Annotated in this window: 11 protein-coding genes; 2 read left to right on the top strand and 9 right to left on the bottom strand. The window is 51.4% G+C overall.

The features are described 5' to 3' along the window. Nucleotides 1-21 precede the first annotated feature (21 nt). Nucleotides 22-768 carry a phosphoribosyltransferase gene (locus tag AAC599_RS16485; protein WP_340151503.1) on the top strand — a complete coding sequence of 249 codons (747 nt, stop codon included), beginning with the start codon at nt 22-24 and terminating at the stop codon, nt 766-768. Here the strand turns inward: AAC599_RS16485 and AAC599_RS16480 are convergent. From AAC599_RS16480 to AAC599_RS16440, 9 genes are all read right to left on the bottom strand, one after another. Next, nucleotides 765-1,481, bottom strand: a complete 717-nt coding sequence (locus tag AAC599_RS16480) for an ABC transporter ATP-binding protein (protein WP_340151502.1) — start codon at nt 1,479-1,481, stop codon at nt 765-767. The two genes, AAC599_RS16485 and AAC599_RS16480, sit on opposite strands and share 4 nt — an antisense overlap. Next, the gene (locus AAC599_RS16475; RefSeq protein WP_339631890.1) at nt 1,474-2,232 is read right to left on the bottom strand and encodes an ABC transporter ATP-binding protein; all 759 of its coding nucleotides are present in this window, start codon (nt 2,230-2,232) and stop codon (nt 1,474-1,476) included. The genes AAC599_RS16480 and AAC599_RS16475 overlap by 8 nt, the downstream gene beginning before the upstream one ends. Beyond that, nucleotides 2,229-3,203, bottom strand: coding sequence for a branched-chain amino acid ABC transporter permease (locus AAC599_RS16470; protein ID WP_340151501.1), 975 nt, complete (start codon nt 3,201-3,203; stop codon nt 2,229-2,231). Before AAC599_RS16470 ends, AAC599_RS16475 begins: the two co-directional genes overlap by 4 nt. Next, nucleotides 3,203-4,063: a branched-chain amino acid ABC transporter permease gene (locus AAC599_RS16465; RefSeq protein ID WP_339631887.1), complete on the bottom strand. Its 861-nt coding sequence runs from the start codon at nt 4,061-4,063 to the stop codon at nt 3,203-3,205. The genes AAC599_RS16470 and AAC599_RS16465 overlap by 1 nt, the downstream gene beginning before the upstream one ends. A 119-nt stretch (nt 4,064-4,182) precedes the next feature. After that, nucleotides 4,183-5,391: an amino acid ABC transporter substrate-binding protein gene (locus AAC599_RS16460; protein WP_340151500.1), complete on the bottom strand. Its 1,209-nt coding sequence runs from the start codon at nt 5,389-5,391 to the stop codon at nt 4,183-4,185. Nucleotides 5,392-5,767: 376 nt separating this feature from the next. Beyond that, nucleotides 5,768-6,595 carry a phytanoyl-CoA dioxygenase family protein gene (locus tag AAC599_RS16455; RefSeq protein ID WP_340151499.1) on the bottom strand — a complete coding sequence of 276 codons (828 nt, stop codon included), beginning with the start codon at nt 6,593-6,595 and terminating at the stop codon, nt 5,768-5,770. Between the two features lie 25 nt (nt 6,596-6,620). After that, nucleotides 6,621-7,826, bottom strand: a complete 1,206-nt coding sequence (locus AAC599_RS16450) for an amino acid ABC transporter substrate-binding protein (protein ID WP_340151498.1) — start codon at nt 7,824-7,826, stop codon at nt 6,621-6,623. Between the two features lie 617 nt (nt 7,827-8,443). Beyond that, nucleotides 8,444-9,382, bottom strand: a complete 939-nt coding sequence (locus AAC599_RS16445; RefSeq protein WP_340151497.1) for a DNA-binding response regulator — start codon at nt 9,380-9,382, stop codon at nt 8,444-8,446. Next, complete coding sequence (locus AAC599_RS16440; protein WP_340151496.1) at nt 9,369-12,695, bottom strand: ATP-binding protein; 3,327 nt, start codon at nt 12,693-12,695, stop codon at nt 9,369-9,371. Before AAC599_RS16440 ends, AAC599_RS16445 begins: the two co-directional genes overlap by 14 nt. Before the next feature lie 238 nt (nt 12,696-12,933). On the opposite strand from AAC599_RS16440, the gene urtA reads away from it, so the two are divergent. Beyond that, on the top strand, nt 12,934-14,202 hold the full coding sequence (urtA, locus tag AAC599_RS16435) for an urea ABC transporter substrate-binding protein (protein ID WP_340151495.1): 1,269 nt from the start codon (nt 12,934-12,936) through the stop codon (nt 14,200-14,202). Nucleotides 14,203-14,294 lie beyond the last annotated feature (92 nt).

Genomic DNA, 14,294 nt, shown 5'->3' with positions numbered 1-14,294 from the left:
ATTAAAAAAAGAGTTCCTGACATGACCCAACGGCCACTTGCATCACCTGACTATATCATGCCAACAACAAATTTCTGGCAGGAATTGATCCCAGCCGCCGACCCAAAAGCAATGCAGGAACCGCCGTATCAATATGGTTATCCCGCCATCTTGCCGGACGGACGTGCGTTACTCCTACCCCTACGCAAACTTCCCGATGGCACGCGCGCTGTTGCCTCCCTTATTGCAAATCAGGCCAGCTTCCCCGTGATTACCGCCCTGTCGAAGGCAATGGTTCACATTGCGAGATCCTTCCAACCGGATCAGATCGTCGGGTTACCAACTCTGGGGCTTGCGTTTGCCCCGATGGTCGCAGAAGAGTTGGGACATCAGAATTTCATCCCACTGGGATATTCCCGGAAATTCTGGTATTCTGACGACCTTTCCGAACCTGTTTATTCAATTACCAGCCCGGACCGTACCAAGAAAATTTTCCTTGATCCGAACATGTTACCGCGCCTCGAAAAGAAGCGTATAGTAATCGTGGACGATGCCATTTCCAGCGGCTCAACGATCCTTTCCGTCCTGAAACTTCTGCATCGCCTCGATTGCGAAGTCATTGGTATCCTCGTTGCCATGCGACAGGGGGTTAAATGGAAATCCACACTTGATCGCGAGAGTCCGGGATCATCGGCTCTGGTCAGGAGTGTAATTGCCGCGCCCCTATTTGAAGTTGGCCCGGACGGATGGATGCCAATTACCGAAACAATTGATACTGATACGCCCTAAATTCCCATATAGGCTTCCTTGATTTTCGGATTGTCACCGAGTTCATTTGTCGTACCGGAAATCGAGACACGACCAGTTTCAATAACGAAAGCATGCTGGGCGATTTCAAAGGCCGTCATCACGTCCTGCTCAACCAACAAAATGGACAACCCGGCTTTATTGATTTCCAGCAGCGTCTCCCCCAGACGATCGACAAGACGTGGCGCCAGACCAAGGGAAAGTTCATCGATCATCAAAAGACGGGGTTTTGACATGATGCCACGTCCTATGGCGCACATCTGTTGTTCGCCGCCGGACATCGTTGTTGCATCCTGTGCCGCACGCTCCTTTAGGATCGGAAACAGATCATACACAAATTCGAGATCTTCCCGGATCGCTTCACGATCATCACGCAAATACGCCCCTAGCATGAGATTGTCCTGTACGGACAACCCCTTGAAAAGGCGTCGCCCCTCCGGCACATGAGCAATCCCCGCCTTTAGGATCGCATCTGGCAGCTTACCAACCAATTCCTGCCCATCCAGCTTGATGCTGCCCGCTGTTGCTTTCACAATGCCGGAAATGGTGTTGAGTAACGTTGTTTTTCCGGCCCCGTTTGATCCGACGATACAGGCAATTTCTCCCTTGTCGACCGAAACGGAAACATCCCAGAGAACGCGCACATCGCCATAGCCGGCCTGCACGCCGCTGATTTCAAGATAGGGCTCAGACATGATGGGACTCCGCTTTCACACGCGCTGCAAATTTTGAACCGAGATACGCCTCTACGACCTGTGGATCTTCAATGACGGTTCGCGGATCGCCTTGGGCAATCAGTTCCCCATGATGCAGCACCAGAATTCTCTGAGAAATCGAAAGCACCACCTTCATCAAATGTTCAATGATCAGGATCGTGACACCGCGCGCCGCGATCTTGCGGATAAGCTCAAGTGCACCGTCAATCTCCGCGGCATTCAGACCTGCATTCACCTCATCAAGCAGGAGGACTTTTGGTCGCATGGCTAGACTTTTGGCAAGTTCCAAACGTTTTCTATTGGGCAAAGCCAACGAGGAAGCAGATGTATCTGCCACTGCATCCAAACCGACAAATTTCAATTCTTCGCGCGCCAGCGCCAGAGCGCCCTGTACGGAGACGGTTCCACCACCGAACAGCGCCCCAGCTGCGACATTTTCCAGAACAGTCATATTCGGGAAAGGCTGGACAATCTGAAAGGTTCTTGCCAATCCGCGCCGCGCCGCCTGGTAAGCATGTTGGCGGCTTACATCTTCCCCCGCAAAAACCACCTTACCGGACGTTAGAGAATGAACCCCGGTAATCAGGTTAACCAAGGTCGTTTTTCCGGCCCCATTGGGACCGATCAGACCGATGATCTCTCCCTCTTTCAGACTGAAGGAAACGTCATTGACCGCGTTGATACCACCAAACTTTTTGCTGACATTTTCAAGCCTGAGAATTTCAGTCATGAGTTTTTCTCCACATGCTTAGCTTCTGCGCGCAACTGCTGCATCAATTTCGCATAGAGAGTACGATACTGGATTTTCAGCAGTCCGTTCGGCAGGAAGAAAATCAGGAAAACGATAATGCCGCCAAGGATTGCTCGGTTCCATTCGAGGAAGTTGGCCCAGAATACTTCTTCGAGCAGAACAAAGACGCCTGCCCCCAGAACTGGACCAAGTAACGTGCCCGCTCCACCCAGGAGAACCATTACTGGTACCTTCACTGTTAAGAGAATAGAAAAGCTATCTGTCGGATCGATATATCCGACCCAGGAAGCATATACGGCACCGATTGCACCGCAGAAAACGGCTGATAGCGTATAGGCTACAATCTTGAAAGATGTGGTATTAACGCCCACCATATCGGCAGCATCTTCGTTCTGACTGATACATTTCAACCCGAATCCCAACCGGGATCGATCCACATAAACCGACGTCAAAAATGCAACGACAAGAATTCCAAGCATGACATAAAGAACGAGAGCCGAAACCTCTTGCGGGTTACCCTGCAATAACGGAACATTGAGACCATCCCCGCCGCCTGTCAGACTTCCCCATGACGATGTGATCAGACGAGTTAATTCCACGATTGCAATCGAGCCGATAGCAAAGTAATGACCTTTAAGCCGTAGAATAATTGTCCCAAGCAATGCAGCAAAAACCCCAACGAATAAAGTCGCGAATATCCAGGCGACTACAAGTGGAATACCATTTCGCTGCGCGATCGCTCCCGCATAGCAGCCCAACCCGAAAAAGGCTGCCGTTGAAAAGGATGGATAGCCGGTAAAGCCGCCGATAAAATTCCAGGAAACCGCCATAGCGGAGAACATAGCGATGGAGATCGCAATCCGGATTGTATAGTTATCGGCAAGCGTCGGCGTAGCGGCAATCATCGCAACCCAAAGCGCAAAAGCCCCGAAATAAAGGAACTGCCTCATTACTCGTACCCCTTAACACCGACAAGTCCTGTGGGCCTCACAACCAGCAAAAACAACATGAGAACAAATCCAACGGTCGTCGCGTTCTGCGGACCAATCGTATAACCAGCCACACTCTCAATCAGCCCAAGAGCAAGTCCGCCAATTAGAGCGCCGGGGACACTGCCCAAGCCGCCAATCACACAGATAACGAATGCCTTGCCCAGAAAAGTTCCGGTCAGATTTGTTGTTATGGGAAAAACCATGGAAAAAATAACCCCTGCCGCACCAGCCATAAAGGCACCGATCCCGAAGGTAATCGCATAAACATTGTTCACACGAATTCCCATCAAGGTAGCAGCCTGACGGTCCATGCGAACAGCGACTATGGCCCTGCCGATCTTTGATGCCCGCATCACTACGAAAAGCAAGGCGGTGAGCAACAAGGCCAGCCCCATGCCCATCAAACGATCAACCGGCAGATACATTTCCCCAAGATTTACCGTCCCCAGATCCAGCGTCACACGACGCGGCGTAGCGGTAAAAAAGACCGTCATCAGGTTGTAAAGAATCATGTCGAGACCGAAGGTCAGGGTCAGGGTTGTTAGCACAGGTGACATAACCACTTTGTTGATAAAGAAATACTGAAGGAGGTAGCCCAGACCGAACAAAGCAGTAGCAATTATTGGCAACAGGAAGACTGGGTTCACATTCGAATATTGCCATGCAAAGAAAGCAAGGTAACCGCCGAGAATAATGAAGGATCCATGAAGCATATTGATAATGTTCAGGACCCCCCATACCAGCGAAAACCCGATCGCAATACAGGCATAGAGAGATCCTAAGACTATGCCATTTAGTAGTATTTGTATGATATCCACTATGATTGGTTCCCGGAAATGGTCTCAGTTGGGCGTAATATACTGTTGCGGATTTCTGACGATCGGAGGCTGCAACTATTCTCAGCGCCGCCTCCGATCCTTCAGGCTTGGAAAAGGACTTATTTAATCATTTTCATTTCGGCATTAACGATTGATTCTGGGTACAGAACTTTGATTTCCTCACCCTGAACCTGAATGATCGGCATTTCGCGGCCCTGGTTCATTCCGTTGTCGCCGAAATCAATCGGGCCGTAGAATGTCAGGATATCAGTGGCCGCCAATGCATCTCGGACAGCTTGTTTATCCTTGGATCCTGCAGTCTGAACCGCGTTTACCAGCACATCAGCAGCGGCAGCACAGGAAGCGTGCACATAATCCGGGTCTGACTTGTAGGCCGCCGTGAAATCAGAGTAGAAATCTGCCGTTGCGCTCCATGGCCCCACGGCACCAGTATAGGCAGTCGAATGATGCCACCAGGTTGAGCTTGTCACCCCGTCTGCAAGATCACCCAATCCTTCTGTAAATTCGCGATAGGCCGGGCCGGTAACCATGGTGATAATCGGAGTTGTTACGCCCATGTCTGCCATCTGTTTCCGGCCCAGGATCAGATCCTGCGTATATCCAGTCATATAAACCCAGTCAGGGTTTGCTGACTTTATGGCAGACACCGCGGCCGAATGATCCATGGTACCGACGGCATAAAGCTCGTTATACACGACGTCAAGGCCACCGGATTCCGCAGAATCGGCCAAAGCCGTCGCCATCGCTTTTGGGAATACATCATCTCGGCCATAGACAGCGACCGTCTTTAGATCAGGCGATTTTTCCTTGAAAAACTCCACCATGGATTCCGTCATGCCGGTATTCGGAGCGAGAGTACCGAAAAGATATTTGAAGCCTTGATCATAGACGGAAACAGAGGAGGCAACACACGCCAGCATCGGCACTTGATAACGCTCGGCGACCGCCGCAATAATTTTCGTGTGACCAGAACCAAAGGGAGCCATGATCACATCGACATTATCATCGGTAATCAGCTTTTCGGCCAGCTGGCCAGCCCGCTTGCCATCCGTCTGGTAGTCATATTCAACGAATTTGACTTGCATTTTCTTACCGTCGACGTCGATACCACCGGCTGCATTGATTTTATCAAGCCAAAGTTTCCAGACATCCTGCTGCTTTTTGCCTTCATCCGCCAGACCGCCTGTCAGGGCTAACGGCGCGCCGATAACAAGGACATCGTCTGCCGCAGAAACAGCTCCTATATTGCCGGCCATCGCCAGTCCTATTGTCACAGCGGCAACCTTCAGTTGCCTCTTCAGTGTCATATTCATAACCATCCCTTTCTTCCGGTTTATTTTAAGTCCCCGACTGCCGTGCCCGAGGCGGCTTCTTCCACTGGAAACTAGCAAGAGATATGCCAAAGTCGTAACTATAACTATTATAACTACAATTTTTAAAAGGCGCAGACACAAGCCCCTAAATTTGTTTAATTTTTAGCCATCAAGTGAGATTTTGATTAGTAAATAGGCAGCCCAAAAAGGGGCATGTATATCCCGGACACATAAAGAAGGCGGCCCGAACAATCCGGAACCGCCCTCCTACTGCAAAGACAGACTTCGTCATTAAGCGCCGGAAGAAGGCGCACGCAATCTTTCAAGCTCGGTCACAGCAAAACACATTCTGATTTTTCTATAAAGATACTCAAAGTTTGCCGCTTTTCGCCGCTTGTTGAACTTCTTTGCTCTGATACCGCGACCACATATTTGTAAGGAAATCGAGTGTGAGCGGATCAAGATCGTACCTCGGCAATGGATCATCATCCCAGTAATTGAATTTATCCTCTCCACGGACGCGCAACGCTGTACGCCGGCCCAACGTAGAATCGACATGCGCACCGATGTAGAAGAATGCCAGCCCGATACGGCGGTCATCAGAGAAATTGCCTAAACTGCCGTGAGCCGTCCGGACGTGATGCATGGAAAACTCACCGGGTTCCAGCTCAAGATATTCGGCCTGACTATCATCCACGCCACGGATTGTCTGACCTTTGGCAAGCAGGTTCTTAGGATCGTACGTCTCGTCGTGTTCAAGGTCATCGCCGAGGTGCGATCCCGGAAGCACGCGCAAACCGCCATTGCTCTTATTACTGGGCGTAAAGGCAAGCCAGGCCGTCACGGAATCATTGGGCTTCAGGCCGTAGTAAGCCGAATCCTGATGCCAGGACACGAACTTGTCACTTTGGGCAGCCTTGGCAAACATGGATGAACCAAAAAGCATAATATTTGGCCCAAGAAGAGATTCCACTGCGTCCAGAATAATCGGGTTCCGAGCAAGATCGACCATCCAGGGGGATACAACATGCGCTTTGATTTTCATACGCTTGTTGCAATCCTCCTGAAGGCTATCCTCCATGGCTTCCAGTCGTCGCCGACAATCAGAGGCATGGGCGGTTGAAATGGCCCGCTGCTTCATGAAATATCCGTCACGCTGAAAAGCCGTAATTTCATCTGGCGTCAAATATCCGCTCATCCTCATACTCCTCGAGTGCGCATTGCTAGTTCAAAAGCATTTCCGTTGTTGCCAGTTCCGCTGGAGACAGGATCACCGGCTTGCCGCCCTGGATCTGTATAATTGGCAAGTTACGATTATCATTCAGGCCATCTTCGCGGAACTTGATCGGCCCATAGAATGTCTTGATATCGAGATTCTGAAGTGCCGTACGCACGGCATCACGATCCAGCGTTCCTGCAGTTTCAATCGCTTTTTGCAGCGCAATCATAGCTGCCGCAGAAGATGCATGGACATAGTCCGGGTCCTCACCAGAGGCCTTTTGAACCGCTTCATGAAATGCTTGTGAGGTACCAAATACATCATCTCCAGAGTACCCAGCGGAATAGTGCCACCAAGTCGCGCTGGTCACGTTTTCGGCGAGTGGTCCGAGATTTTCCACAAACTCGCGATAGGCCGGACCGGTAATCATTGTCACGATGGGAGCCTCTAGGCCCTGTTCCGCCATCTGCTTGCGGACGAGAACCAGATCCTCCGTGTAGCCGGTTACATATATCCAGTCCGGAGCGGCAGATCGCATGCCGACCGTCGCCGTTGCATGATCAAGCGTTCCCACCGGGTACAGTTCTTCATACACGACTTCAAGTCCGCTTTCCTTCGCGCCCTTTGACATCAATGTCGCCATGATTTTCGGAAAGACGTCATCACGACCGTAAATGGCAATTTTTTTTGTATCCGGCTTTTTCTCAAGGAACAATTTTAGCATGCCGTCAATAAGACCGCCAGACGGAGCCAGTGTACCGAACAGGTTCTTGAACCCTTGATTATGAACCGGCTCGGAGGACGCAACTGCGATAATCGGAACGCCATAGCGCTCCGCTACACCTGCGGTAATCTTGGAATGCCCGGACCCGAAAGGCGCGGTGAGGAAATCGACCTTGTCGTCAATAATCAACTTTTCGGCCAGCTGGCTTGCCCGCTTGCCATCCGTCTGATAATCATAGGTGATCAGTTCTACCGGCATCATCACACCGCCAACATTGATACCCCCTGCCGCGTTGACCCGTTCCAGCCACAGGTCATATGCCAATTTCTGCTTCGCCCCTTCCGCAGCAAGTCCTCCTGAAAGTGCCAGCGGCGCCCCTATTTTAACCACACCATCGGCCGCCATTGCCAGCCCCGCCGATCCCAAGGCAAATATAGCAACTGCCGTCGCCGTTAATCGAATTCTTCTCAAAAAGCCCTGTACCATATTAACATCATCCTTCCTTCTCAAAGGGTTCCAAAGACAGCTTGTTAGGGCTGGCCATTATGAATTGAGAAAGCAAGAGACATGCCAAAGTCGTAACTACGACTATAGTAACTACTTTTTTAATTAAAATAGCCTATAAACTCTTAAATAATGTAGAAATTATGGACAGAATTGACACGCAATGCACCAAAAATGGGCATGGTTTTATTGAGCAAATTTATTACCCATCAGACGTCGCAACCATTAATGCGCGTATTGAGATGTGTCGATTTAATTTCTGATTACGATACTATGATAGTTGAGCAGCTATGGAACGGTGTTGTCTTTTCTGGCATCTGTTAAGCGAAACACATTCTGCAAGGAATTTTTCTTCACGCTATGAGTATTCTTCACGCCACTCATCCACAAGGTCTTCGAGCCTGACCGGGGCCACGCTCTTTTTTGTCGCCGGGCGTTTTCTTCTTCAGACGTCCGACGGGCCTGCCGCATCGTCATGACCGGGTGGGCAACGATGGTGCCGATAGGAGATTTTTTCATCGAAGAAGACTAATTCGGCGCCAAATCCTTTTGCACAAAGTTAATGTGACGACGCGCTCCGGCCACCTCCCTAAGCTTATTCAATTAACACCTGGTTTCCTGCAAATTCTATCTGTAATTACGGCCGCCGACGTGCGGTTGTCGACGCCCAGCTTCTGGAATATCTGTTCGAGATGTTTGTTTACCGTGCGAGCGCTAATGGAGAGGATGTCGCCAATATCGCGGTTGGTTTTGCCGCGGGACAGCCAGATCAGTATCTCCGCCTCCCGCGCTGTGAGCGCAAAGGCGGTAATTAGGTCTTTCTTTGGGTCAATATCCGATATTTTTTCGATTGAGAGCAGAATTTCTCTCGGGGTGCGAATTCCCAAGAGATTGATCTCGATGAGATCGTCCTTTTTCCCGAGATGAAAGGGCTGAGCCTGTGAGAGAGGGATTTTAACGAGTTCCGACAACCATTCCAGCATCTTCGCATTGGTCAGCATATTTTCATCATCCGTGAACTTCGCGATCTGATCCATCAGCTTCTTCGCTTCGGGCGATCCCCAGATCAGATTGCCTTCCTGCGTCACCGCCATGACCGGACGGCCACCGGCATCCAGCGCGTTCTGGGCGCTTTCAATCATTTTTGCGTTGGTTAAATGGATTGTCAGCCGGGCGATCAACTCATCGGGATTAACCGGTTTTGTCACGTAATCCACGCCGCCCACTTCCAGTCCTTTCAAGATATGCTCCGGCTCGCTCAGGCCGGTCATGAAAATGATCGGAGCCTGGATCATATCGGGACCTGATTTGAGGCGGGCACAGGTCTCGAACCCGTTAAGACCGGGCATGACCGCGTCCATCAGAACCACATCGGGCTGAATTCTTTTGACAAGCTCAAGGGCCGTCTTCCCATCCCGCGCGACCAGAACCGTCATCCCGGCTTCCTCGATGGCAGTTGCGACCATGGAGAGCGATTCCGGGCTGTCGTCGACGACTAGAACGATTTGGCGGCGGTGGTCGAAGTCAGACAATATCATCAGATGACGCCTCCAAATCTTTAATCAATCCCGGCAGATCAAATTCCGAAAGCCGCTGACGAAGGGGTTGCAGGCCGGATTGCATGCTGGGTGCCTCCGTTTCCATTTGATCAAGATGCGTGCGAATGGCAGAGGCGTTGCCGATTCTGGCCATGGAGATGATCCGGGCCCGGTCGCTTTCACGCAGAATTACTTTATTATGCTCAATCAAAGGCCGATGGATATCCTTGGTCCAGTCGAGTTTCAAAAGCGTGCGGATTTGCTCCAGCAGATTGGAAAAGCTGACGGGTTTGGCGATGAAGGCATCATGTAAGGCGTCCTCGGGTCCATTTTTCTTATTTCTGCCTTCCAACGCATGCGCCGACACCATGACAATGGGCGTTGCATGATGGATGCCGCGTCTGAGCTGCGCCGCGAACTCCCAACCCGATATATCCGGAAGATCGATATCGAGGAGGAACAGGTCGGGTTTTGACATAGTCAGCATTTCCCGAGCAATCTCGAGATTGGATGCCAGATACAACTTGAACCCTAGTGGAGCGAGTAACGTCTCGATCAGTTTCAGATGATCCGTTTCATCGTCGAGAACGAAAATGCTGCGCCGCTGGCCTGCGTAGCCGGTGATGCGGGCCTCTGGCGTTTCCCGAGGCTGGTCGCTCCTGTAAACCGCCGGCAGCATCATTCGCAGATTAAACGTACTTCCCTGTCCATATATACTCTGGACCCGTATCTCCCCGCCCATCATCTCCACCAGCAGTTTTGTGATGGTGAGGCCAAGGCCAGTACCACGGACGGTCTTGACGCCAGCCCTCTCGAAGGGTTTCCATATGGAATCAAGTTTGTTGGGCGGTATGCCGATGCCGGTATCGCTCACCTCGAAATGGGCAACCTCGTTCCTGTAGGAGAGGATCAGTTTGACCTCGCCGGTTTCCGTATAGCGAATGGCGTTGGACAGCAGGTTCATCAGGATCTGCCGCAGCCTCTTTTCGTCCGTCGCAATCCATGCCGGAAGTTTGGTGGCAACCTGGTAGGTAAATGTCAGACCTTTTTCTGCCGACTGCATTTCGAAAATGCCGACCAGTTGCGACATGAAAAGGGCAAAATCGATACGGTCTCGGTAAATCTCGATGCGACCGGCTTCGATTTTGGAAATATCGAGGAGGCCCTCTATCAAGCCGGATAAATGCTCCGCCGACCGGCGGATGACGGAGACCGCTTCCTTCCGGTTGGGCGGCGTATTAGGATCCTTGTACAGGATTTGCGCATAGCCGAAGATTGCATTGAGCGGCGTGCGCAGCTCATGGCTTAAGCCCATCATATAGCGACTTTTCGCCTCGCTGGCGGCTTCGGCCTTGTCACGAGCGTCCTGAAGCTTGGCATCCGTGCGCTTATGGGCGCGGACTTCACGCATTAGGCGCTGCGACTGTAAATTGGATTCCTGCCATGCCGCCCTCTGGCTTTCATGGGCGAGGATAAACAGCCAGACCGAGACACCCACAATAAAGAGCAATCCAGAAAAAATCAGGGTCAGGGTAATATCGAGAGAATCCGTTTGTGCCTGACTTCGGATGATCCATAGAAGTGATCCGATTAGCCCCACAATCACTGAAGTCAAAATTGAAAACTGCGCCATACGGGATTGTAATAACCCGACAATTTTTTCGGGAAAAATCCAGTTAAGGAAACTGTTGGTTTGCTGATTGAGACGCGCGAATGGTTTGCAGGCGTCCCGGCAAACCGAGTCCAGTGAGCAGCACAGCGAACAGATAGGGCCTTCGTAAAAAGGGCAGTCCGCCATATCCTCTGCGTCAAAGCGATATTCGCAGATGCAGCATGTATGGAGACTTTCGGGCATGTCTGCGGGAGTCCTCGCGATATAATATCGGCCTTTCGTCGCATAGGCGATCAGCGGTGCGAGAAACACGGCGGTAAAGAGAGCGATAAAGGAGGACAGAGACATTGCCGTCAGCCCGAAGGCGCCGGAATAGGCGAGAAAAGAGACAATGCAGGCCCCGCCCATGGAACCGAGCCCCACTGGGTTAATGTCATATAAATATGCCCTGCGAAATTCAATATGGGGAGGGCTGAGGCCAAGAGGTTTGTTGATGACGAGGTCTGAAACAATGGTGCCGATCCAGGCCAGCGCGACATGGGAATAAAACGCGAGCGTCGTTTCCAGAGCGTCGAAAACCCCGAGATTCATTAGCATGAGGGCGATGGCGACATTGAACACCATCCAGACGACCCGCCCGGGATGGCTGTGGGTCAGCCGGGAAAAGAAATTCGACCAGGCGATTGACCCCGCGTAGGCATTGGTGACGTTGATTTTAAGCTGGCTGAGGATGACGAAAGCGCCTGTCAGAGAAAGCACCAGAATCGGATTTTCTATGACCTGGCTGAAGGCGGCGAAATACATCTGTGTCGGATCACCGGCTTCGTCGGTCCCGACGCCAAGCGAAATGGCGAAAGTCAGAAGGTAGGAGCCGGCCAGCATCTTCGCGACCCCAAGAACTGTCCATCCTGGTCCGGCACAGAGCATCGACATCCACCATTTTCCTTTTTCCAGCGTTGTTTTCGGTTCAGGCAGAAAGCGCAGGAAATCAACCTGTTCACCAATCTGGGCGATTAGGGAAAAGACGACCCCTGAGGCGGCTCCCAGCATCATCAATGTCATGCCGCCCGCTTCACTCGGACCTATGCCCTTGAACTCTTGCCAGCTTTGAATGTCATATCCGGCGGCGGCAAGAAGCACAAAGGGCAGAATATGGAGGAGAATCCAGAGGGGTTGGGTCCATGCCTGGAATTTCGATATTTTTGTAAATCCATGGGTCACAAGGGGAATCACCACGAGGGCATTCAGGATATATCCGATACCGATTGGAATTCCGAAACATAATTCGAGCGCAAAACTCAAGATAGCGGCTTCAAGCGCGAAGAAGATAAAGGTGAAGGAGGCATAGATGAGGGAGGTCACTGTGGAGCCGATATAGCCAAACCCGGCGCCTCTCGTCAGAAGATCGATGTCGACGCCATATTTCGCGGCGTAGTAGCTGATCGGGATACCGGTGAGGAAGAGGATCGCTCCGACCAGCATGATCGCTGTGATCGCCGTATCGAAGCCGTAACGCAGGGTAATCGCGCCGCCGATGGCCTCCAGCGCCAGAAAAGAAATGGAACCGAGAGCGGTGTTCGTAACACGTAAATAAGACCAGCGGCGGGCGGTGAATCTGAGCGCAAAATCCTCCAAGGTCTCGTTCGCCACCCATTGGTTATATCGCCGACGCTCTCTCATCACGCCAAAAATAGGTTTCATATTCGCTTCCTGTAGCGGTGGATAATACCATTGCCCGATTGCCGTTGCGTCTTCTGGAGCAATATCTCCGGCTAGCAAGCCTTTATTTCCGCTAGAAGTTTTATGCACCGCCAAAAGGCGCATGCACATACGTTAAACGACGTATGTTGCATTGCAACATTTTTCTCCAGTCTTTTGTGCAAGGCAGCGATGATCGCTGTTGTTAGGGACTGAACAGGCAGGTTCAAAGGAGAAAACTATGTCCGATACACCAAAGAAGCCAAACAAACAGATGGAAGCGTCACGCCGCTCGGTGTTGATGGGCGGAACGGCACTCGCCGCATCGCTTTTTGCGCCGAAATTCCTGCGTGCCGCCGATTATCCAACGGCAGCGGTAAACACGACGGGTCTAGCGGTGACCGATAGTGAAGTGACGATCGGTATTCTTCATTCGATTACAGGCACCATGTCGATTTCCGAAACCGGATCGGTCCAGGCTGAGAAACTGGCCATCGAGCAAATCAATGCGCAAGGCGGCATTTTAGGCCGTAAAATCAAATATATTCAGGAAGATGGCGCGTCGGACTGGCCGACCTTTGCAGAGAAGGCGAAGAAACTGCTCGTCAACGACAAGGTCGCTTCTGTCATGGGTTGCTGGACATCCGCCAGCCGCAAGGCCGTGCTGCCTGTCTTCGAGCAATATAACGGTTTCCTTTACTATCCGACATTCTACGAAGGACTGGAGCAGTCTCCGAACGTCATTTACACCGGACAAGAAGCAACGCAGCAGATCATTGCAGGTCTCAACTGGGTGGCGGAAACCAAAGGAGCGAAGTCTTTCTATCTGCTGGGATCAGACTATATCTGGCCGCGTACCTCCAATAAGATCGCCCGTAAGCATATCGAAAAGCTGGGTCTGGAAGTAGTGGGCGAGGAATACTATCCGCTCGGCCATACGCAGTTCAACTCGGTGATCAACAAGATCCGCCTGAAAAAGCCAGATGTGATCTATGCCATCGTTGTTGGTGGCTCCAACGTTGCTTTCTACAAACAGCTGAAGGCAGCAGGTATCGATATGACCAAGGAAAAACCGCTTCTGCTGACCATTTCGGTGACGGAAGACGAAATCCGCGGTATTGGCGGCGAAAATATCGTCGGCGCCTACGCCTGCATGAAATATTTCCAGAGCCTCGACAATCCGAACAACGTAGCTTTCGTCAAGGAATTCAAGAAGATGTGGGGCGACGATATGGTCATAGGTGACGTCACTCAGGCCGCCTATCTCGGCCCGTGGCTGTGGAAAGCAGCTGTCGAGAAAGCTGGCTCCTTCGATGTTGACAAAGTGCGCGAGGCCAGCCCCGGAATTGAACTAACCACGGCGCCGGAAGGCTATGTGAGGGTTCATGAAAACCATCATTTATGGTCCAAAACCCGAGTTGGTCACGCCAAGGCGGACGGTCAATATGAAGTCGTCTTCGAAACCAAGGAACTGGTTGAACCCGATCCGTTCCCGGAAGGTTATCAATAGACATTGCGTAGGGGGTGGTTCGTATCTCCATTGTCCGGACCACCCTACGCATTACCCCTTTGGCTGATTGATTCATCGCAGTTAGGAGACAG

The organism is uncultured Sneathiella sp. (genome assembly GCF_963976355.1).
In the GTDB taxonomy this organism is placed as follows: Bacteria; Pseudomonadota; Alphaproteobacteria; order Sneathiellales; family Sneathiellaceae; genus Sneathiella.
The sequence above is the reverse complement of the archived record's forward strand: the minus strand, read 5'-3'. Positions and strand labels throughout refer to the sequence as shown.